Raw genomic sequence first — 20,341 nt, forward strand, 5'->3', positions numbered from 1 at the left:
GCAGGCGCGCCGACCGCCCGCCTGCGTCGTCGGTCCGACCGCGACGCACTGACAGCCGAGACGGCCGCTGGCAACTACAGACGGCCAGGACCGGTTCGACGTCGTATCCACTGGGTCCACGAGTTCCTGATCGCTGGCGGCAGCACGCCGGGCAAGGTCGACGACGCCAAACCCACATCGTCGTCGATGCCGCAGATCCGGCTGACGTGACTGCGCTCTCTGCAACAGAGGCGCGTGACCTTCTTGCCCGCCTGCACGCCACGTACAGCGCGGGGTGGACCGTGCTGTGTCTGGGCTCCCACAGGCCCGCATCCGCGATTCGCAGATGCGGGCCTGTCTCATGAGTGGTCGGTAGCGGTCTGGCTTCCGCGATCTCTTGGAACAGCGTTTGTCGATGGGTTCCGGCTCTGGCCCACTTCGTGTGGTCGCGTGACTCTCGGATACGCCAACAGGAGTCGTTTGCGCAGGAGCTCGAATCCTGCGCGGCCGAACATCTGGCGCTAGAGCATCTTGATCCGGTTGACATGACCCTCCACGACGCCGGAGTTCCAGGGCAGTGTGAGGCCCGCGGTGAGGGTGTCGAGGTCGCGTTCGAGGTGTTTGGCGAAGCTCCGGAGGCTGCAGTTCGGTGGTGGAGGTAGCCGCTTCGATCCAGGTCGGCAACTGGTCGCCCTGGAGGTGAGCGACCATGTGCCCGAAGGAGCGCAAGCGTCGACCGCAGCCGCTCGGCCCGTCGCCCGAACCTGCGGGTGAGACCGGGTACTTGCTCGGCGAAGGTCATGCGCTCGCAGGATTCCTCCTCGCGGACGAACCTCCGCACCCGCAACGACACCACGACGAACTTGCTCGCCGTCGGCAGATCACGAGGAAATCGCAGGTAGGAGCCGTGTATTCGCCCCGACCAGCACCCGCACCCCGGACAGGCCGCCCGCCCTGCGGTCGTACGGGCCTCGACCCGGACGACCGTGTCGATCACCTCGACCGATTCCACCAAAACGCCCTCGACCGAGGAAAACAGCAGCTCGTTCAACTGCGGCAGCACTTCGTTCACAGCGAAGGACTGTCGACCACACCACCATCCAGCCAGGCGATTTCCGGGCGAACTTTAGTGGTCGTAGGCGGTCAGTGCGCGCATGACCGGCTGGCCGCGCATGAAGCTAGCTCCACTCATCAGGCCCCCTTGGAATCGATCATCTAGGGACAATACTGGTGACTTTGGGCGTTGTGGGTCGTTGAGTGAGGTGTGCCAAGGCCTGGTCAGGTGAAGTCGTCGGCGGTCGAGCGGTTGTCGGATCGGATCGCGCTGGGTGTGCTGACGCGTGCGTTTCCGCCGGAGTTGGTGGATGAGGTGGTTGCGGAGTGTGGGCGGGTCGAGCAGCGGCGTCGGCTGTTGCCTGCTCGGGTGGTGGTCTACTTCGTGCTCGCGATGTGCCTGTTCTCGGGGCAAGGTTATGAGGAGGTCGCCCGGCTGCTCACCTGTGGGCTCGAAAACCAGCGGTGGGAGGAGACGTGGCGGGTTCCATCGACGGCGGCGATCGGCCGGGCACGGCTGCGGCTGGGCCCCGAACCGCTCAAGGCGTTGTTCGCCCGGGTGTGCCGGCCGGTGGCCACCGAGACGACGACCGGGGCCTGGTACCGCGGGTGGCGGCTCGTCGCGGTGGACGGCACCACCTTCGACCTGCCCGACACTGACGCCAATGACGCCTTCTTCGGCCGTCCGGGATCCTCGCGCGGCCAGCGGCGGGGCGCGTATCCGCAGGCGAGGATGACGGCGGTGGTCGAGTGCGGCACCCATGCCGTCTTCGCCGCCGAGGTCGGCCCGCTGTCCGTGCACGAAACAGTGCTGGCCCGGCGCCTGTTCGGCCGCCTGGCTGCGGGAATGCTCCTTCTGGCCGGCCGGGGCTTCGTCGGGTTCGACCTGTGGCGGGCTGCCGCCGCCAGCGGCGCCGACCTGCTGTGGCGGGTGAAGAACAGCGCGGTCCTGCCCGTGGTCGAGCCCCTGGACGACGGCTCGTACCTGTCGGAGATCGTTGCCGCGCGGGACAAGAACCGCCGGGCCGACCCGATCACGGTCCGCGTCATCGAGTACACCCTCGACGACGGCGCCGCCGGCACGGTTTACCGGCTGATCACCACGATTCTCGACCCGCAGGCCGCTCCGGCGGCCGAACTGGCCACCTTGTACGCCCAGCGGTGGGAGATCGAGACCACACTGGATGAGATCAAGACCCACCAGGGCGGCCCCCGCCTCGTCCTGCGCTCCCAGCATCCGGCCGGCGTCGAGCAGGAGATCTTCGCATTCCTGCTGGTCCACCACGCCCTGCGCGACCTGATGTACCAGGCCGCACAACAGGCAGGACGGGATCCGGACCGGATCTCCTTCACCCGCACCTTGCACGTCGTCCGCCGCCACGTCACCGGGCAGGCGGCGCTTTCCCCCCTGCCGGCTCGGCCGGGCCCTGGCACACGCCCTGCGTGAGATCCGTGAACGACTCCTGCCGCCCAGGCGGCAACGGTCCAACCCCCGCGTGATCAAACGCAAGATGGCCAACTGGAAACTCAAACGAGCCGAACACTGCCACCCACCCCGCCCCGAGAAGCCAACTGTCACGATCACCAAGCCGACCAAAACCAGCCCGACCCGCCGGGAAAAACACTAAATCACTGGTATTGCATCTAGGGAACCGGGAGGCGCTCTACCGGCGGACCGCCGAGATCAGTCCGCCGGGCCGCTCCTCGCGCTGCGGCGGGGTGCTGATTGGGCGGCCGTAGGCGGCAGCGCGCTCGCGCAGGGTGTGGCTGTCGGCCTCCCAGCCGTGCCCGACCAGCCAGCCCACCGGGTCGTCGGGCATCTCCGAGACCCACATGGACGCCGCCGATCCCGGCGCGGCGTCCGCGCCGAAGCGCTCGATCACGCCGCGCGAGCCCAATGTCAGCCCCATCCGACTGCCTGCCGCCGACTGCGTGCTGATCCGGGCCAGCAGTAGCTCCACCGCGTCCTCGGGTAGATAGATCAGTAGTCCTTCGGCGATCCACGCGGTCGGCACGGCCGGGTCGTGCCCTGCGGCGGCCAGCGCGCCTGGCCAGTCCTCACGCAGATCCACCGCGACGGTGATGCGCTCGCAGCGCGCGACGGCCCGTTCCTGGCGCAGCACCGAAGCCTTGAAGTCCAGTGGCGCGGCGGTATCGACCTCGAACAGCCGGGTGCCCTCGGGCCAGTCCATCCGGAAGGCCCGGCTGTCCATGCCGGCGCCGAGCAGCACGACCTGCCGGACCCCGGACGCGGAGGCCTGCTGCAACAGGTCGTCGAGGAACTTCGTCCTGATGACGATGGAGAACGACACGGCCAGCCGGCGGCGTCGCGCGGCCTCGTCATCGGGCAGCGGCGGCGAGGAGGGCCACAGGCCGCCGGCGGTGGCGAAGGCCTGTGCCAGTGGGTCGCGGAACAGCGCGTTCTCCCGCTCGGTCTCCAGCGCCCGCACCCTGGCCACCCCCACCGCCGTGGCCCACACTCCCGACGGCTGCACCCGCTTCTGCTCATCAGTCACCGCGCCAGCCTAGCTAGTGTCCTGCGCCAGGAATTCGATCAAGATATGCGGCGAGTGTCGGGGTACGGGTGAATGTGCCCAGCGGTGTACAGATGAACGCGCTCACGTGCGGGGAGTCTCTCCGGCGCCACGTCCCTGGGACGAGCGGTGATCACCCGAGGACGGCGGTGATACCGGTGCCAGCCGCGGCCTTTCACCGCACATGGCAGGGGCGGCGGCCCGGCGGTGGGATGCGCGGATGAGGACTGCGACCAGGGCTGTGAGGTCTGCGGCGCCGGCCGGGTCGTCCGCGTAGCGAGTGGTCTGCAAGGGAGCCACTTGGTCCAGCCGTACTCCGTCGAGGTCCAGGACATAGGCCAGCGTCAGCAGCGCCAAGCGCGCGCTTCCGTCCGGGAAGGGATGGAAGAAGGCCACGTCGAGATACGCCCTGGCTGCGCGGGCTGCCAGGGGAAGTGCCGGGTCGGTGCTCTGCTGCAGGCAGCGGGCGAAGTCAGGCCACGTGGATGGTGTGAGCCCGTAGCGCTCACGGCCGCCTTTGGCGAAGGCATCGCCGTCCCGGAAGGTGATCTCGGATCTGCCGAGGATAATCCGCTGCCAGTCGGCGAGCAGGGCCGGGGTGAGGGCGCGTCGGTGAGCGGCGTCGATGCGGGCCAGGGCGTTCGCGTCCAGCAGCCGGTCGGCGCGTTGCGGGCACCGGTGCCGGACCTCACCGTCGAACCAGCCTGTGAGCCCGTCGACGGCCGGTGCCACGGGAACCTGGGTCCCGGCACCGGCCAACGCCCAGTCGACCCTATCCCTGACCGTGCACCAGACGGCGAGGGAGTCAAGGGAGTCAGTAGTCACGGAACGGTCGATGCCCGGTCACGCCGAACCCGAGATCCTCACCGACGGCGTCGACCAGGACGGAACTCGGCTCGGCCCAGCTCTTGAAGCGCCCGCCGATAGCGCCCTTCACCACCTCGGCCGCTTCCTCCCCTTCCAGGCCCACCGAGGAGAGATACCACGTCAGCACGCGTTCACAGAGCATGTGCCAGCCGCTCTCGGTACAGGTCCGGTCCACGACCAGGGTCACCAGCCGGGTTGCTGCTCGCTGGACGTGCCAGCTGCGGTCCTCCGCGTCCGCATCGGCTGCCGGAGCGAGCTCGGCGAAGCGCTCGGCCAGTTCTTCCAGCCAGTCGCGCCACTCCAGGAGTGAGGCCACGACGTTGGCGGTCGCGGCCTCGGGGCTGTCCCGCAGCGAACAGGAGGAACAGCACCAGCTCTGGACGACGCCGCCGCCACCGCCCTCGCCGACCGCCCAGTGCCATCCGCAGGCCCACCGGTCGTAGCGGTCGACCAGGAGGTTTGTCACCTGGTTGACGAAGCCGTCCCGGTTCGCCATGGCGCGAATCAGCGCCGTGACCTGTGCCTCCTCATCACTGTTCCAGGTGAAGGCGTGAAGGTCAGGGTCAACGGCGGACCATGGCAGCAGGCGCGGGATCAGGTCCCAGTTGATGGACGTGGTGGTCCTCCGATAATCCGTCCGGCTGGTGCAACCGGCCGATGCTGCCAGGACCACGCGGCTCCTGTCATCTGAATATCCAGCGAGTCCCATACCCGTTGATCACGGTGACGAGTCAGCCCACGTCGGCCGTTCACCAGCAGGGCGAGTCGGCGAAGGAAGCAGAGCACATTCGCATGTACGTAGTTGGGCACCTTTCCCTGTACGCCGACAGCGAGGCGTTCGAGGATCTCGTCGGCACTCTTTGTCCAGGCGAAGGGGCGGGGGTTCTCGTTCCAGGTCGTGATCCAGTTTCGGATGTCCTTCTCCAGCGCGTGGAGGGACTTGTGGGTGCCGCGCCGTATCTGCTTGTCCGTCAGTAGTCCGAACCACCGCTCGACCTGGTCGAGCCAGGAGGAGTAGGTGGGGGTGAAGTGCATGTGGAACCGGGGGTGGACCTCCAGCCACTTCCTGACCGCCGGCGACTTGTGGGTGCTGTAGAAGCCCCTATGTTTCGTCAAGCCACAGAAGGGAGTTGACTCGCGGCCAGGGGTTGGATGTGCCGGTAGAGCTCGCGGGCGACGTACCGCTTCAGACACCGGATGATCTCGCGCTTGGACATGCCCTCGGCGGTGCGTCGCTCCAGATACTTCTGGGTGCGTTCGTCCCAGCGTATGCGGGTCATCACGACGCGGTAGAGGGCGGCGTTGGCTTGGCGGTTGCCGCCACGGTTCAGGCGTCGGCGTTGCGTTTTGCCGGAGGACTGCTCAACCGGGCTGACGCCGCACAGGGCGGCGAACGATGCCTCGTCAGTGATCCGGTCAGGGTTGTCACCTGCGGCGATGAGGAGGACGGCGGCACTGTCGGGCCCGACACCGACCAGGTCCAGCATCTGAGGCCGGCAGGCACGGACGGCCCGGGTGGTGCGCCGGGTGAGCTCTTTGACCTCGTCGGACAGGTGCTGGACTCTGCGGGCGAGCAGGCGCATCGTGAAAACGGCCTCGCCCCGGTCATCGACGTCGAGGGCCGCGCAGGTGGCGACCAGCGCGGGATTGCTCAGGCCCGTGAGTAGTTCGCGCAGATCCGGGTCGATGGACATGAGGACGGCCTTGAGCTGGTTCAGTGCCTGGGTGCGGGCCTTGACGGCCGATTCCTTGGCAAGCCGCAGGACCCGCATGTCCTCCACGGGCCCATCCGCGCTCTTCGGCACGGTGGTGGCCCGTCCGGACAGCACCGCGCGGGCAGCCGCGTCCGCGTCGATGGCGTCTGTCTTACCGCGTTTGCGCCGGGTGGCACGGTCGGGCTGGTTGATCTCCACGACGTCGATGTGCTCCCGGCGCAGGACCCGGGTCAGCGCGGTCCCGAAGGATCCCGTGCACTCGACACCCGCCCGGTACAGGACGCCGAACGACCGCCCCCAGGCCAACAGTTGGCGATAGCCGACGGCGGTGGCCGGGAACTCCTGGTGGGCGAGCGAGGTGCCCAGGGTGGTGATGACAGCGGCAACGTGGATGTCCTTGTGGGTGTCCACCCCGAGGATCACCTCCTCGGCCGGGCCCGGGACTCGCTGCGCGGGCAGCGTCGGCTGGGGCATGCTGGTGACGGTCACGAGGCTCCTTGGACTGGGTCTGGTGGCTGACGCCGGTCCGGTGGGCGGTCAGAACTGTGACGGTGCTTTGTGTGGCAAAGCCCCTATCGGGACACGTTCACCGGGCCGGCGGCAGTACGCACCGCAGGGGGCCGGAGCCGACAGTTCTACTCCAAGGCAGCTGTGGCCAGTTGTCGCACGGGTCAGGCTCCGGCCCCCTGCGGCACACCGTGATCCTCACAGTTGTCGCAGATCAGGTGGGTGTCCAGGCCGGCGGGGACCTCTTTGTCGAGCTTGGTGAGGAACTTCTTGAACTCGATGGTCCGGTGGCGGCGGTGGATGGAGCCGATGATCTCGCCGGTGGCCACGTCCAGGGCGGCGAACAGGGTGGTGACGCCGTGACGGATGTAGTCGTGGGCGCGGCGTTCTGGCATGCCGGGCATCATCGGCAGCACCGGGGCGGACCGGTCCAGTGCCTGGATCTGGGACTTCTCATCCACGCACAGGACCAGAGCGCGCTCCGGCGGGTCGAGGTAGAGGCCGACCACGTCGCGGACCTTGTCGATGAACTGCGGGTCGTTGGACAGCTTGAACGTGTCGACCTGGTGCGGCTTGAGGCCGAATGCCTTCCAGATCCGGCCGACCGTGGACTTCGACAGTCCGCTCTCGGCCGCCATCGAAGCCCTCGACCAGTGGGTGGCGTCCTTCGGGGACCGCTCCAGCGTGGCAACGACTACCTCTTCGACCCGCTCATCGGTGATCTTCCTCGGACCGCCGGGCCGCGGCTCGTCCACCAGCCCCTCCATCCGCAGCTCCAGGAAGCGCCGCCGCCACTTGCCCACGGTCTGCGGCCAGATCCCCAACTCGTCGGCAACCTGCCGGTTCGTCTTCCCGTCCGCGCACCCCAGCACGATCCGACACCGCTGAGCCAGCGCCTGCGAAGACTTGGACTCGTTCGCCGACCATGACGTCCCCAGCACCTTGACGAGGCCGCGGCCGCGGTACCGGGGGAGCGGACCCGGTACTACGGAAGGTTCATGGTCACCCCGGAGGTCTCCGGCGATGCGTACCACCCGGCCCCTGCCACGGTCGCATACCTGAAAACAGCCGGCTCCGCGCAGCGGCGCCCCGCCGACCGCTTTATTCGCAGGCTCACCGACTCTGCTCCCGGTCTGGTCAGCGCCGCCTCCCGGCTGCCCACCGTCAGTCCACGTCCGCAATACCGCACCGTACTCATTCGGGCCGGTCAGCGGCCCTGCCGCGCCGGCTCTCGGTGGCCGGCGCCGTATCATGGCGGGCGGAGCCCGTCCGGGCGCCCTTCGCACATCGACCGGACGGGCCGCACCATCACCGCCCAGCCGACAGCCAGACGCCCTGCACCAAGATTTTCAGTGATCTTCTGCTAGAGGTTGTAGCCGCCCGATACCTCGATGTTCTGAGCGGTGACCCAGCGGCTCTCGTCGGAGACCAGTGTGGCGATCATCGCGCCGATGTCGTCGGGTTCGCCGACCCGGCCGAGCGCGGTCTTCGCAGCGAGGGCCGGGACGACCTCGGGGAACCGGGTGAAGGCGTCGTCGGCGATCCGAGTGCGGGTCGACCCCGGCGAGACGGCGTTGACGCGGATGCCACGCGTGCTGAATTCCTTGGCCATGTACCGGGTCAGCACGTCCAGTCCGCCCTTCATCGAGGCGTAGGCAGAGTAGCCAGGCTCCAGGCCGGTCGCCGCCGTCGCCGAGTTGCTGCTCGTATTGACGATGGCCCCGCCGTCCGCCATCAGGGGCAGCAACTTCTGCGTAAGGAAGTACGGGCCCTTGAGCAGTACCCGCATGAGCCTGTCGAACGTCTCCTCGGTCGTGTCCTCGATCAACGACGTCTGCGCGAAACCTGCGTTGTTGACCAGGTGGTCGAAGGTGTCGCGCTGCCAGGTGTCGCGCAGCACGTCAGCCACCCTGTCGCGGAAGGCCACAAAGGTGCCCGCTTCGCTGACGTCCAGCGGGAGTGCGACGGCCGTGCCGCCCTCCTTCTCGATGGTGGCGGCCGTCTCCAGCCCTCCTTGTGGGTTGGTGCCGTAGGTGAGGATAACTCCGTTTCCGCTTTTCGCGATCTCGATCGCGGCGCTTCGTCCGATGCCGGAGCTGGCGCCCGTGACGATGGCGACCTTCATGGTGTTCCTCCTGGTGTGCGGTGCGTGTGTTGTGTGAGTGCGCCGGTGGCGCTATGCGGCGGAGTCCGGCAGCAGGAGCCGGGCGAGCCAGGTGGTGCGGGTCTGGCGGGCTGCGGCCGAGATGCGTGCCTGCGGGTACAGGGCGTCGAAGCCGTGGAAGCCGCCCGCCCAGACGTGGAGTTCGGCCTGGCCGCCGTCCGCCCAGATGCGGGTGGCGTAGTCGGTGTCCTCGTCGCGGAAGACTTCGGCGGAGCCGGTGTCGATGTAGGTGGTCGGCAGGCCGGAGAGGTCGTCGGCCAGCGCGGGTGAGACGTACTCGGGGACCTCGTGGTCGGCGAGGTCGCCGAGGACGGCACGCCATCCGAACTCGTTCATCTCGCGGGTCCACACGCCGGGCCCGCCGGAGTACTGGCGGCTGGAGGTGCTGGTGTTGCGGTGGTCGAGCATGGGGCAGATCAGCATCTGCGCGGCGATCGCAGGCGTGCCGAGGTCGCGGGCCAGCAGGGTGACACCGGCCGCGAGGCCGCCGCCCGCGCTGGCGCCCGCGACGACGATCCGGGCGGGATCGATGCCCAGTTCGGCGGAGTGTTCGGCGACCCAGAGCAGTCCCTGGTAGCAGTCGTCGACCAGGGTGGTACCGGTGGCCTCGGGTGCGAGCCGGTAGTCGACGGAGACCACGACCGCGCCGAACTCGTCGAGCCACTCCAGGGGGATGTCGATCTGCGAGAAGCGGTCACCCATGACCATCCCGCCGCCGTGCATCCAGTAGACGCAGGGTGCGGCGACGGTGCGATCGGTGTTCGCAGGGCTGAAGACCGACAGGGGGATCGGGGCACCGTCCTTGGCGGGCATGGTGACTTCGCGCCGGTCGACCTGCCGGTGGGCGAGGAGGGGCTCGACGGGCGTCGAGGGGAGCTGGCGCAGTTGCGTGAGTACTTCCGGGCTGAGCTGGGACATGAGGGGCATGTCGGCGAGCAGCTCACGCAGTTCGGGGTCCAAGGTGGGTCGTGCCGTGGTCATGGTCGCGGCCTTTCGTGGGGTGGTGGCGGACGGTCGGGCGAGGAGAGGGCCGACTCGGCAGGCGCCGAGGCGGCAGGGGCCGAGGTATGGGGCGATCGGCGGGTCAGAAGGCGGCCTTGCCGCGGACCGGGACGTAGTCGGTGTACTCGGACTCCTTGACCAGCAGTCCGTCGATCTGCGCGACGATGGCCTGGGCGGCCTCGCCGGCGAAGATCCGGTGGTGGTCCACCTGGCTGGTCCAGCCCTCGGTGACGTGGACGATGTCGGGGTCGGACGCGGAACGGGAGACGAGGTAGACGACGCAGTGTTCGCTGGCGCCGGGGCTGCCCTCGTTCAGGCCGGTCAGTAGCAGGTCGACCAGCTGGTCGCCCATTCCGGGCTTGGCGGTCAGGGTGGCGTTGAAGCCGTAGTTGGCGATCATGGCTACCTTTTTTCTCGGTGATGGAGTGAGGTGATTCCATTCAACCGAGTTGACCTGCGGAAACGTTAGACCGATGCTCGCTCGTACTTGCACAATCCTCGCGTACGCAAGAGTCATAGCGCGGAGTAGTGCTGCAATGGACACATGTACCTCGAAGAGCTCCGCACACTGCTGGCCCGGCATGCCCGGCCCGACTGGACCACCGCCATAGACGGCGTCCTCATCTCGAAGGTCGACCGGCCGGATCCACCGGCGCCCTCCATGTCCGGCACGGTGCTCGCGGTCATCGCCCAGGGGGCCAAGCGCCTCGCGCTGGGCGACCGGGTCTACGAGTACGGCCCCGGGCAGTACCTGGTCGCATCCGTCGACCTGCCTGTCACGGGGCAGTTCGCCCGGGCCGACCCCGAGCAGCCGGCCCTCGGTTTCGGTCTCACACTGGAACCGTCCGCCGTTGCCGAACTGCTGTTGCAGGCCGGTCCCGGAGACATCCCCCGCGCCGGCGGAGGCGCTCCGTCGGGGATCGCCGTCAGCGACGCTCCGGCCGCACTGCTCGACGCGGTGGTGCGGCTGCTGCGCCTGCTCGACGAGCCCCGCGGCCGGGCCGTTTTGGCCCCGCTGGTCAAGCGCGAGATCCTGTGGCGTGTGATCACCGGCGAGCAAGGTGCGACGGTTCGTCAGCTCGGCCTGGCCGACAGCAGCCTCAGCCACGTCTCCCGGGCCGTGCGCTGGATCCGCGAGCACTACGCCGAGCCCTTCCGGGTCGACGAGGTGGCACGCATGTCCGGCATGAGCGTCTCCGCCTTCTACCGCAACTTCCAGGCGGTGACCGCGATGAGCCCCATCCAGTTCCAGAAGCAGATCCGGCTGCAGGAGGCCCGGCTGCTGCTCGCCACGCACCCGGGCGACGTCACCGGGGTCGGACACCGCGTCGGCTATGACAACCCGTCACAGTTCAGCCGGGAGTATCGCCGCCAGTTCGGCGCGCCGCCCAGCCGGGACGCCGCCCGCCTGCGGCAGGCCGTGCGCACCCCGGCAGGTGTCCTTCCTTGAGCAGGCCGCGCCACGCAGGAGGATCGTGCAAGGGCGAGCGAGAATCAGTGCCAGTTTGCGTTGGATCGCCTCGGTGGCCGGCCCGGTGCCCGGACCGAGTTCCACCACCACGGGCTCGCCCCGCTCCGGCACGGCGGCGATGAGCCGCTCGACCAGGCGGGCCTTACGGTTCGCCAGGAGGCCGCCAGGACACACTGCGGCCGGGGGGTCGGTGTCGGCGGCCTGGTGCGCCCTCAGTGCTGCGGGTGGCCGGGTAGCCGGCTCAGGAGTGCGACAGCGCACAGCACGGGGATGAGTGCGGCCAGTGTCCAGGTCAGGCCGGCGAGCTCGGCGGCCCAGCCGATCGCGGCAGGGCCGAAGAGGGTTCCCGCGTAGGTGAAGGTGGTGAACCGGGAGATCGGCGTCGCGGCTTCCGGGCTGCCCGTCTTCGTCTGCCCGACCGCGCTGTAGGCCAACGGCAGCAGGACCGACGCGCCTGCGCCCGTGACGGCGAACCCGCCGATGGCTGCGACCGGGTTCGGCGAAAGCAGCGCCATCGCCAGGCCGCACGCCGCGACGAGACCACCGGCGCGGAACAGAGTCGGGGCGCCGTGGCGCAGGGTCAGGCGGTCGCCGATCACCCGGCCGGCCGCCTGAGCTCCGGTGTACGCGGTCACCGCCGTGGCCGCGAGAGCGAGCGACGCGCCCCGGGAGTCGTGCAGGAAGATCGCGCTCCAGCCGAGGGCGGCACCCTCGCAGACCATCAGCGCCGTGCCGGTGAGGCCGAGTGCCACGAGTTGGCGGCTCCAGCCGCCGCGCAGGCCCAGATGGCGCGGCGCGGGCGAGGACGCGCGGGCGCTCTCTCTCGTGCCGGTCTCGACCAGGAGTGGCCACAACAGCAGGGCGCCGGCCACGAGAACGGCTGCGGCTGCCACGAGGTGCGTGGCGAACGAGATACCCGCACGTGCCAGGACGGCCGTGGCGAGTGAGGCCACGACAGCGCTGACGCTCCAGGCGGCGTGGCACCCGTTGAGGACGGGGCGTCCGAGGCGCCGCTCGATCGCGACGGCATGGGTGTTCATGACTGCGTCGGTGGTGCCGTGCACGGCACCGAGTGCTGTGACGACCACTACGAGTTCGACGGCTCCTTTGACCAGGCCGACCAGCGCCAGCAGCACGGGCATGACAAGGAGTGAGATGCGCAGCACCGGCCGCGTGCCGACCCGGGCCGTCAGCGGTCCCACTCCCTGCATGCAAGCGAGGGCCGCCACGGCGAACGCCATGCCGATGAGCCCGAGTTGGCCGTCGCTCAGATGATGCTTGCCCTTCAACGATCCGAGCCGGACGATGTACGTCGACAGCGTGAGTCCGTTGAGAAAGAAGACGGCTGTCGCCGGCCACCGTCCGGCGCTTCCCGCCCTGCTGGGCCGCGCCGACCCGGTCGAGCCGCCCCCGGCCTGGTCGGCAGCCGTTGTTGTCGTGTGCGCCGCGGTCTGGTCCTCGGCAGTCATCGTGCGCGCTCCGTCGCGTTCCACCCGTGATCCGAGGGTGCCCGGACGACAGACGGAATCGAGTGGACACTAGCAGTGCCGCAGACTGCTGACATCCCCGCCCGTGGGCGGGACAGGCCCTGACGTACGCGTCTGGACCGCGAACAACCCGCCACGAAGTAGCACAGCAGAGCGTCGCCCTGAAGATGTGACCAGCACTGGCATCCTTGCCCTCTTGAGGGCCCGCGCCGAAGGGCGGTAACGGCACCCAGGGCGGGCGGACTGGTCCTCGGCCCAGCCTGTGACTCCGGCCCTTCAAGATCAGGTGATGCGTCGACGGCCTGGACTCCGGACGGGCGAGATGTGTCGTGTCGGCATTGTCCGGTGCTGTCCGTTCCATGGCCCATGGGCGCAAGGCCATGCGCCAAGCAACCATCAGGATCGCGTGAAACGTCCATACCCACGTCGCTCCCAGCGGACGACCAACTCGGGGCGGCCCGCCGCCCTGCCCAAGGTCTCGGCTACCTCGTGGTGCGCATGGCGCCGCTGGCGCTGATTGCCCTAGCCGTGATCTTCGATCAGGTCACCCCGGCGAATTGGCCGTTCAATCGGTTCCTGGAGGGGGCTCCGGCCCTGGCGGCCGCGAGTTGGAGCCCTGTCGGCACCGGCGTGATCGGGGCGTTCGCCTTTGCCGTAAACATCGCGCTGGCTGCCGACAAGGGGAACTTGGGCATGTCGAGGGCATGGCTGACGCTGGGGATGATCGTGTTGGTGACGGTGGCAGCCGTATACGCCAGCCATGTGCGCCAGGAGTGGGAGCACATCATGGCCGACCTGCGCTCGGTCGCCGAGGCCGCGCAGCGCGCACTGGTGCGCCCACTGCCGTCCCGCCTGGGATCCACACGCATGGCAACCATGTAACTGGCTGCGGCCGCGGAGGCCCGCATCGGCGGCGACTTCTACGAGGCCCAGCGCACCCCGTACGGAGTCCGGATCATGATCGGCGACGTACGCGGCAAGGGCCTGCCCGCGGTGGAGGCGGCGGCCGTCATGATGGGCGCCTTTCGCGAAGCGGCCCATGACGCGCCCGGTCTCCCCGCCCTGGCCGCCCGCCTTGAGACGAGTATCCGGCGGTACGCTGCCCAGGCCAGCGATGTCGAGGAGTGCTTCGCCACCGGATTGCTCGCGGAGATGCCCGAGAACGGCACGGTCCTTCGCCTCCTCAGCTGCGGTCATCCGCCACCACTGCTGCTGAGCGGCGGCACAGTCCGGGAACTGGAAGCCACCGCGCCCTCTCCGCCGTTCAACCTCGCCGCGCTGCTCCACGATGAGTATCACGTCGACATGGCCCCGTTCGGTGCGGGGGATAGCCTGGTGCTCTACACCGACGGCGTGAGCGAAGCCCGCAATCGCGACGACGTCTTCTACTCCGTTGCCGAACACATCGGGACCTTCGCAACCGCAGCTCCGGACGAGCCGGTCGACCGCCTCGGCGCCGACCTGCTGGCCTACGCCTGCGATGAGCTCAACGACGACGCCGCTGCCCTGGTGCTCCGCCGCACATCGAGCGAGCGAGACACGCGCGTGAGACCACCTGATGGCCAGACAGAACTTCGGCCTGACCACTAGACGCCTCGACCTGGACCTGCCCGCCCGCGCCGCCACCGTGCCCGCGCCGAGCACCCCCGAGGGTGAATCGGCTGCGGCCCCGGCGTGACGGGTTGGCTCAGCCGGTGCCGGGGACGACGGTGCCGTTCTGCACGATCGTCATCTTGTGGGGGACCGGGCTCCCCGGCGACGGAAACTCGGATGCGCGTGCCGCACGGCCACCCCTAGGCTGCGCTCGCGGGGATGGCCAGTGCGAGGCGCCGTATCGACCGTCAGTGGATCGGAGATGCACGGGGTATGACCAGTCAACTGTTCGCGATCTGCTTCAATGCGACCCGGCCGTCGGGCCTAGCGCGGTTCTGGGCCGGGGTCTTGGGCTGGGAGTCGGCCGACGGTCCGGACGACGACGTCGCGATCCTGCCCCCTGATACCGCCGGGTTCCGCATCCGTTTCCTGCCGAGCCAGGAGCCGAAGATTGGCCAGAACCGGGCGCACTTCGACCTGACGAGCACCTCGCCGGAGGATCAGCAGCAGACGGTGGCCAGGGCGCTGGAATTCGGTGGAAACCACATCGACGTGGGCCAACTCCCGGAAGAGGGGCATGTGGTGCTCGCCGATCCAGACGGCAACGAGTTCTGCGTAATCGAGGCGGGCAACAAGTTCCTCGCCGACACCGGCTTCATCGGAGCGCTGGCCTGCGACGGTACGCAGGAGGTCGGTTACTTCTGGAGCGAGGCGCTACGGTGGCCGCTGGTCTGGGACCAGGACCAGGAGACCGCGATCCAATCGCCGAACGGCGGTACGAAGATCACGTGGGGTGGTCCTCCGGTGGCACCGAAGACGGGCACGAACAGGCTGTACTTCGAGCTGGCGCTCCCCGCCGACGCCGACTGGGAGGCGGAGGTCGACCGCCTGATCTCGCTCGGCGCGACGCACTCCGACATCGGTGAGCGAGACGGCGGCCGAGTGCTAATGCTCGACCCCGACGGTAACGAGTTCTCTGTACAGAGGCCATGACGACGGCGAGGGGCGCCTCGACGGGTGAAGGGCTCCACGGCGATCGCTGTCGTCCTTCTCGTGGTGTTCGTCATTGTGCCTGGCTGGCGGCAACATGGCGGGGCACACGCCGCGAAGGCTTCCGTCTGCCGGCCCCCTTTTGAGGAGCTGCGGCAGGCGGTGCTTTCCTCGCGCCGGCGGCATGCTGATGGGCCCGCACCGCGGTGGAGTCCCCCGACACGTCCCAGTCGATCCGCCCCTCAGAGTCCTCGGCAGCCTGGATACGGGACAGCAGCATCGCCCATGTCTCGTCCGCTGACCAGTGACGATGAGGTTTGTAGACCGTCTCCCACGGCCGAACCGTTCCGGCAGATCCTGCGACTGCACACCCGTCCGCACCCGATACAGCACCCCGTTAATCACCCTCCGGTGATCACTCCACGGACCCCCACGCGCACCGCCACGAGGCAGAAACGACTCCAGTCGATCCCACTCGTCAGATCCCCACGGCCCATAGAGCCAGCCTGACCTCAACACCCCACCTACGTCAGGAGATCCGAGAATCAGCGCCTGGCGGTCAAGTAACCTCTCGCGCCCGCCGCCCGGTTGGGGAGGTTGGTCGACGTGCGCCATGGATCATGGAAGCATGCCGGCATGACCATTAACCGATAGGCTCATGCCGCGTAAGCGGCCGGGCGCGCTGCGCGCGTCCCAGTGGAGAGCGACAGAGAGCGTGTCGTGGCGTATCAGGCACATGTCACCGCGGACGAGTTCGCGCAGCTGACGGGCGATGAGGGCGACGCCCAGCGTCCCGGCGGCGGCGTCGCGCGCGCCGCACCCTGACGACAGGAGGCGCCCGTGGTTGGCAGCCTCCCCTGGTGTCCGAGGTAGAAGTCAGCGCCGAAGCGGGCGCTTCACTGTGCGTATCGGCACTGCGCGGGCATGACCGGCGTGCAGGATGAGTATCAGTGTCACGGCGCGGGGAATCACGAGTGGATGCCAGCCTCGGTCAAGGCCCCGTTCTCGTATAGCTACCGCCAGGTGGCGTCTGTGCCCATCCGCCCCGATCAGGAGGAAGAACGCCCGAGCCGCCGCAGCCCCCGGACTAGCCCCTGGCTCCCAGCCGGCTGCCGGCAGAACCTCTGGAATGCCGCTCAGGCAGCTCTCAGATCAAGGTCCCGGGAGACGTACGATATGAGGGTGGAAGTGCGTCGAGCCGATGGCGGGGTGATCGCGGTCGAGGTGGTGGGGGAGCCGCACGCGCCTGCGGTGCTGTTCTGCCACGGGTTGGCCGACTCGCGGCTGGCCGCGTACGACTTCGCGGGCGCGGCCCACGCGCTCGGACTGCGCCTCATCGCCCCGGATCGCCCCGGCATCGGCGGCACCGAGGCCCGTTGCCTGCCGCGGGTCGTGGACTGGGCTGCGGAAGCCACCGTGGTCCTGGACGCGTTGGGCGTCGGCTCGGTGGCGCTGCTCGGCGTCTCGGGCGGCGGAGCGTTCGCGGCCGCATGCGCGTCGGAGCTGCCTGACCGCGTCCGCAGCCTGCTGCTCATCGCGCCCCTTGGCCCGCCTGCCTGGCCCACCCGCGGGATGGCAGCCGGGCAGCGCGCGTCCTTGCAGGTCGCCCGGCACGCTCCGGCGTTCGGTGGCTGGTTTCTGGGCCGCCTGGCCACGCTGGCGCGCCGGGCACCAGGGCTGTTCATTCGCCTGGCGACCAGCGAGATGCCCGCCATCGACCGGCGTGCCCTCGCCCAGTCGGACGCGCGCGCGGCCTTCCTGACCAACTACCTGCGAGCGTTCCAGCGCGGCAGCTGGGGAGTCGGGCAGGATCTGCGCTGCTGACCCGACCCTGGGGTTTCGACCTCGAGTCGATCACGGTGCCCACGTCGATCCACCAGGGGGACGCCGACACCACCGTCCCGCTCCCGCACGCCCGCCGCTTCGCCGCGGCGATACCGGGCGCACGCGTTCACATCCATCCCGGCCAAGGCAATGCCGGTGAGTTAGCGCGTCGGTGCAGGTCAGGCACTTGATAGTGCGGGGTTTGGTTGGGAATATCCCCTGGTGACGTTGCGTGATCCGTCACTTCTGGTGACGTGTCGGCGGAGGCCGGGACACGGCAACGGAGTTCCCGGTAGGACAGAAGATCGACCAAGATCCGACTGTCCGCGAGGGAACTCCGTTGGGTACTCAGTGTGCCATCGTCCGCATGTCGTCTGCCATCACCGAGGGCAGCCAGGCCCCGTTGAACAGGCTGGTGACCCCCACGGACCGGCGCTTTGGCGAGCACGTCCGTCTCGGCGTGTTGACCGAGGAGATCAGCCCTGAACTGGTTGACGAGGTCGTGGAGTTGACCGGCTGCGGCGAGCGTCGCCGCCGGCTGTTGCCCGCCCGGGCGGTGGTCTACTTCATCCTGGCGTTGTGCCTGTTCAGCAGCTCCGACAGTGCCGGGCCGCCGGGATACCGGTCGGTCCTGCGCACGTTGACGGAGAAGCTGCGGCATCTGCCAGGCCTGTGTGTGCAGCGCTTGCCCACCAGCTCGGCCCTGACACGGGCCCGGCAGCGGCTGGGCGACAAGCCGCTGCAGGCGCTGTTCGAGCGGCGGTGCGGCACGCTGGCCACGACCGTCACTCCGGGCGCGTTCGCCTTCGGGCTGCGGCTGGTCGCCTGGGACGGCACCGCGCTGGATGTCCCCGACACCCCGGCAAACGCTGCTGAGTTCGGTTTCACCGGCAAGGGTGGTGTCAACCAGAGCGGACACCCACAGGTCCGCCTGATGGCCCTGACCGAATGCGGCACCCACGCCCTGGTCGACGCGGCCTTCGACGCCGTGGCCAGGTTCAGCGAGCACAAGCTCGCCCGCCGGCTGCTGGCCTCCCTGCGAGGGGACATGCTGCTGCTGGCCGACCGCAACTTCGCCGGATACCAGCTGTGGGGCCTGGCCCGCGCCACCGGCGCCCACCTGGCCTGGCGGATCAAGAAGAACCTGGTCTTCGTGCCGCTGCGGGTGCTGTCCGACGGGTCCTACCTGTCCATCATGCGCACGCCCGCGGAGAACATCCGCCACGGTCAGGCCCGCGCGGCCGGACGCACCCTGACCGAGCCGCCCCGGGGACACCTGGTACGGATCATCGAGTACACCGTGACCATCCACCCACAGGCCGGCCCACCCCGCACCGAGACGTTCCGGCTGGTCACCAGCCTGCTGGACCACCGCCTCGCCCCGGCCCACCAGCTGGCGAGGGCATATCACCAGCGGTGGGAGATCGAAAACGGATTCGCGGAACTGAAGAACCGCCTGCGCGGCGCCGGATTCATCCTGCGCTCCAAGGCGCCCGAGCTGATCTACCAGGAGATCTACGCCCTTCTCACCGTCTACCAGGCACTATGCGCACTGCAGACGCGCGCGGCAGAACACGGCGGGACCGATCCTGACCGGATCTCCTTCACCGTCACGGTGCAGCTCGCCCGGCTGGCCGTCGCCGCCCAGGCCGCAGCCGACGTCACCACACTGGCCGCCGCCCGCCGCGAAGCCACCACAGAGCTCTTGGCCGCCCTCCTGCCGCCCCGGCGCAACCGGCAGTGCCAGCGCATCAAGAAGCCGTCCAAGAACACCTTCGAGGTCAGAAAACGGGACCAGACCCGCACTCCCAGTAACGTCCGCTACACACTCAAAGTCACCAAGCACCCCACCTGACCTGCACCGACGCGCTAACTCACCGGCATTGCCGGCCAAGGGCACTTCTCGATCCTCACCGCACCCGAGCAGACGCTGGCGACACTCGCCGCATAGCCGGTCGAGGTTGCCGCCGGAGATCACGGCGACGGCGCGTCCGGTACCCGGAGGCCGTAGAAACGGCGCATGCTATGACATCCATAGGGGCATCAAGCGCCCCTTCGTCCTCCACGGGACAGCCCTCAGCCGCGATCCGCCTCTGGCTCAGGAACTGACCGGGGCCCTGCTCAGACGCGGTCGATCGTTGCCTGGATCGCAGCACCGGAGAAGTCGATGACCTCCGCAGCCATTCGAAGATCCTCCGGCAGGTTGTCCAACCGTCCGCCATCAAGGATCAAGGCGACACCCTCCTGAAGCACGACCGTGGCCCCGAGCCGGCGCGTCAACCGGCCATCACGTCGAGCACTGGCCCCGGCTGATGGGTGACCATGACGCTCATCGGCCCCTAGCCGACGGACGGTCAGCCTGCGTACAGGCCGACGCCCTCGCCGGCCGCCGCGCGCACCAGGATGTCGGCCAGCTCCACCGGGGTGGAGAGCATCGGGTAGTGGCCGGTGGCCAGTTCGAAGAAGGTGACTCCGGGCTCGGCGAGCTTGGCGAACCGCGGCAGGCCGGTGCCGTGCAGCGTGCGGGCGAACTCCAGGCTGAGGCCGTTCGCGAGGCAGAACACCCCGGTGGTCGGGAGCTTGAGCCAGGCACCGGTCAGCTGGATCGGCTCGGTGACGGTCCGGACCGGGTGCGGGGTGGCCAGGCGGTGGTAGCGCTCCAGCTCCGCCGGCGGGACGGCGTGCACCGCCGGGATCTCCTCGGGCACCGGGATGACGCCGCCGAGGACGCGGTCCAGCAGGCCGAGCTGCGGCATCTGCGCCACCACCGACTCACCCGGCTCCGGGAAGCCGGTGTCCACGAACACCACCCGGGCGACCTGTCCGGGGCGCCGGTCGGCCGCCGCGAGGGCGGGGAAGATGCCGTAGCTGTGCGCCACCAGCACAATCCCCGGGCCCTCCGTGTCGAGCAGCGCCGCCACGGCGTCGGTGTGCTCGCCCAGCCCGACGCCGGCGAGGTCCGCCCCCGCCCGCTCGGCCATACCGGGCAAGGTGACCGGCAGCGTCCGGTGCCCTTGCGCGGTCAGCTCGGCGGCCACCGCCTCCCAGGCCCAGCCACCCATGAAAAGCCCCGGGACCAGCAGAAACGTCGTCATGACAGACCTCTTTCGAAGCATCGCCTGTGCGGTCGGTCAGGACGGTAGGACCTCCCCCTG

General features: G+C 69.0%; 17 protein-coding genes and 4 pseudogenes. 7 read left to right on the forward strand and 14 right to left on the reverse strand.

Annotated elements, in window-relative coordinates:
* Positions 1 to 820: 820 nt before the first annotated feature.
* Positions 821 to 1,051 (reverse strand): annotated as a pseudogene (locus OHA03_RS41595) (ISL3 family transposase); the annotation flags it as partial.
* A 192-nt stretch (positions 1,052 to 1,243) separates the two neighbouring features.
* Between OHA03_RS41595 and OHA03_RS41600 the strand changes: the two are divergent.
* Positions 1,244 to 2,479: an IS4 family transposase gene (locus tag OHA03_RS41600; RefSeq protein WP_267009138.1), complete on the forward strand. Its 1,236-nt coding sequence runs from the start codon at positions 1,244 to 1,246 to the stop codon at positions 2,477 to 2,479.
* Positions 2,480 to 2,696: 217 nt separating this feature from the next.
* Here the strand turns inward: OHA03_RS41600 and OHA03_RS41605 are convergent, their stop codons facing one another.
* The 9 genes and pseudogenes from OHA03_RS41605 to OHA03_RS41645 form a co-directional block, all read right to left on the reverse strand.
* Positions 2,697 to 3,512, reverse strand: coding sequence for a class I SAM-dependent methyltransferase (locus OHA03_RS41605; RefSeq protein ID WP_267009654.1), 816 nt, complete (start codon positions 3,510 to 3,512; stop codon positions 2,697 to 2,699).
* A gap of 138 nt (positions 3,513 to 3,650) precedes the next feature.
* Entirely contained in the window at positions 3,651 to 4,391 is a 741-nt protein-coding gene (locus tag OHA03_RS41610) for a Fic family protein (RefSeq protein ID WP_267009139.1), read from the reverse strand.
* A complete protein-coding gene (locus OHA03_RS41615) occupies positions 4,381 to 4,929 on the reverse strand; it encodes a hypothetical protein (protein ID WP_267009140.1) in 549 nt (182 codons plus the stop codon). The genes OHA03_RS41610 and OHA03_RS41615 overlap by 11 nt, the downstream gene beginning before the upstream one ends.
* A 332-nt stretch (positions 4,930 to 5,261) precedes the next feature.
* A pseudogene (locus tag OHA03_RS41620) lies at positions 5,262 to 5,525 on the reverse strand (transposase); the annotation flags it as partial.
* 20 nt (positions 5,526 to 5,545) lie between these two features.
* Positions 5,546 to 6,637: an IS110 family transposase gene (locus OHA03_RS41625; protein ID WP_267007672.1), complete on the reverse strand. Its 1,092-nt coding sequence runs from the start codon at positions 6,635 to 6,637 to the stop codon at positions 5,546 to 5,548.
* 221 nt (positions 6,638 to 6,858) lie between these two features.
* Positions 6,859 to 7,596: pseudogene (locus OHA03_RS41630) on the reverse strand (IS630 family transposase); the annotation flags it as partial.
* A gap of 422 nt (positions 7,597 to 8,018) precedes the next feature.
* The gene (locus tag OHA03_RS41635) at positions 8,019 to 8,780 is read right to left on the reverse strand and encodes an SDR family NAD(P)-dependent oxidoreductase (protein ID WP_267009141.1); all 762 of its coding nucleotides are present in this window, start codon (positions 8,778 to 8,780) and stop codon (positions 8,019 to 8,021) included.
* 51 nt (positions 8,781 to 8,831) lie between these two features.
* Complete coding sequence (locus tag OHA03_RS41640; protein WP_267009142.1) at positions 8,832 to 9,800, reverse strand: alpha/beta hydrolase; 969 nt, start codon at positions 9,798 to 9,800, stop codon at positions 8,832 to 8,834.
* A gap of 103 nt (positions 9,801 to 9,903) precedes the next feature.
* A complete protein-coding gene (locus tag OHA03_RS41645; protein ID WP_267009143.1) occupies positions 9,904 to 10,221 on the reverse strand; it encodes a putative quinol monooxygenase in 318 nt (105 codons plus the stop codon).
* A gap of 144 nt (positions 10,222 to 10,365) precedes the next feature.
* Between OHA03_RS41645 and OHA03_RS41650 the strand changes: the two genes are divergently transcribed.
* Positions 10,366 to 11,271, forward strand: a complete 906-nt coding sequence (locus OHA03_RS41650; RefSeq protein ID WP_267009144.1) for an AraC family transcriptional regulator — start codon at positions 10,366 to 10,368, stop codon at positions 11,269 to 11,271.
* A gap of 233 nt (positions 11,272 to 11,504) precedes the next feature.
* On the opposite strand, the gene OHA03_RS41655 is transcribed toward OHA03_RS41650, so the two are convergent.
* Entirely contained in the window at positions 11,505 to 12,761 is a 1,257-nt protein-coding gene (locus tag OHA03_RS41655) for an MFS transporter (protein ID WP_267009145.1), read from the reverse strand.
* Between the two features lie 507 nt (positions 12,762 to 13,268).
* Here OHA03_RS41655 and OHA03_RS41660 point away from each other — a divergent pair.
* The 3 genes from OHA03_RS41660 to OHA03_RS41670 all read left to right on the forward strand — a co-directional run bounded on the left by OHA03_RS41660 (position 13,269) and on the right by OHA03_RS41670 (position 15,365).
* Complete coding sequence (locus tag OHA03_RS41660; protein WP_267009146.1) at positions 13,269 to 13,661, forward strand: hypothetical protein; 393 nt, start codon at positions 13,269 to 13,271, stop codon at positions 13,659 to 13,661.
* Between the two features lie 75 nt (positions 13,662 to 13,736).
* Positions 13,737 to 14,369, forward strand: a complete 633-nt coding sequence (locus tag OHA03_RS41665) for a PP2C family protein-serine/threonine phosphatase (protein WP_267009147.1) — start codon at positions 13,737 to 13,739, stop codon at positions 14,367 to 14,369.
* A gap of 276 nt (positions 14,370 to 14,645) precedes the next feature.
* On the forward strand, positions 14,646 to 15,365 hold the full coding sequence (locus OHA03_RS41670; protein WP_267009148.1) for a VOC family protein: 720 nt from the start codon (positions 14,646 to 14,648) through the stop codon (positions 15,363 to 15,365).
* 163 nt (positions 15,366 to 15,528) lie between these two features.
* Here the strand turns inward: OHA03_RS41670 and OHA03_RS41675 are convergent.
* Positions 15,529 to 15,859 (reverse strand): annotated as a pseudogene (locus OHA03_RS41675) (transposase); the annotation flags it as partial.
* 685 nt (positions 15,860 to 16,544) lie between these two features.
* Here OHA03_RS41675 and OHA03_RS41680 point away from each other — a divergent pair.
* Complete coding sequence (locus tag OHA03_RS41680; protein ID WP_267009149.1) at positions 16,545 to 17,186, forward strand: alpha/beta fold hydrolase; 642 nt, start codon at positions 16,545 to 16,547, stop codon at positions 17,184 to 17,186.
* A gap of 367 nt (positions 17,187 to 17,553) precedes the next feature.
* Positions 17,554 to 19,041 carry an IS4 family transposase gene (locus OHA03_RS41685; protein ID WP_267000869.1) on the forward strand — a complete coding sequence of 496 codons (1,488 nt, stop codon included), beginning with the start codon at positions 17,554 to 17,556 and terminating at the stop codon, positions 19,039 to 19,041.
* Between the two features lie 266 nt (positions 19,042 to 19,307).
* Here the strand turns inward: OHA03_RS41685 and OHA03_RS41690 are convergent, their stop codons facing one another.
* Positions 19,308 to 19,466 carry a hypothetical protein gene (locus OHA03_RS41690; protein ID WP_267009150.1) on the reverse strand — a complete coding sequence of 53 codons (159 nt, stop codon included), beginning with the start codon at positions 19,464 to 19,466 and terminating at the stop codon, positions 19,308 to 19,310.
* A 74-nt stretch (positions 19,467 to 19,540) separates the two neighbouring features.
* Positions 19,541 to 20,281: an alpha/beta fold hydrolase gene (locus OHA03_RS41695; RefSeq protein ID WP_267009151.1), complete on the reverse strand. Its 741-nt coding sequence runs from the start codon at positions 20,279 to 20,281 to the stop codon at positions 19,541 to 19,543.
* Between the last annotated feature and the right edge of the window lie 60 nt (positions 20,282 to 20,341).

Source organism: Streptomyces sp. NBC_00154 (genome assembly GCF_026342835.1).
Taxonomy (GTDB): domain Bacteria; phylum Actinomycetota; class Actinomycetes; order Streptomycetales; family Streptomycetaceae; genus Streptomyces.

Coding starts and splice junctions, on each gene's coding strand:
- OHA03_RS41615 (WP_267009140.1), bottom strand. CDS start 4,929: ATGGCGAACCGGGACGGCTTCGTCAACCAGGTGACAAACCTCCTGGTC.
- OHA03_RS41635 (WP_267009141.1), bottom strand. CDS start 8,780: ATGAAGGTCGCCATCGTCACGGGCGCCAGCTCCGGCATCGGACGAAGC.
- OHA03_RS41640 (WP_267009142.1), bottom strand. CDS start 9,800: ATGACCACGGCACGACCCACCTTGGACCCCGAACTGCGTGAGCTGCTC.
- OHA03_RS41645 (WP_267009143.1), bottom strand. CDS start 10,221: ATGATCGCCAACTACGGCTTCAACGCCACCCTGACCGCCAAGCCCGGA.
- OHA03_RS41650 (WP_267009144.1), top strand. CDS start 10,366: ATGTACCTCGAAGAGCTCCGCACACTGCTGGCCCGGCATGCCCGGCCC.
- OHA03_RS41655 (WP_267009145.1), bottom strand. CDS start 12,761: ATGACTGCCGAGGACCAGACCGCGGCGCACACGACAACAACGGCTGCC.
- OHA03_RS41665 (WP_267009147.1), top strand. CDS start 13,737: ATGATCGGCGACGTACGCGGCAAGGGCCTGCCCGCGGTGGAGGCGGCG.
- OHA03_RS41670 (WP_267009148.1), top strand. CDS start 14,646: ATGACCAGTCAACTGTTCGCGATCTGCTTCAATGCGACCCGGCCGTCG.
- OHA03_RS41685 (WP_267000869.1), top strand. CDS start 17,554: ATGTCGTCTGCCATCACCGAGGGCAGCCAGGCCCCGTTGAACAGGCTG.
- OHA03_RS41695 (WP_267009151.1), bottom strand. CDS start 20,281: ATGACGACGTTTCTGCTGGTCCCGGGGCTTTTCATGGGTGGCTGGGCC.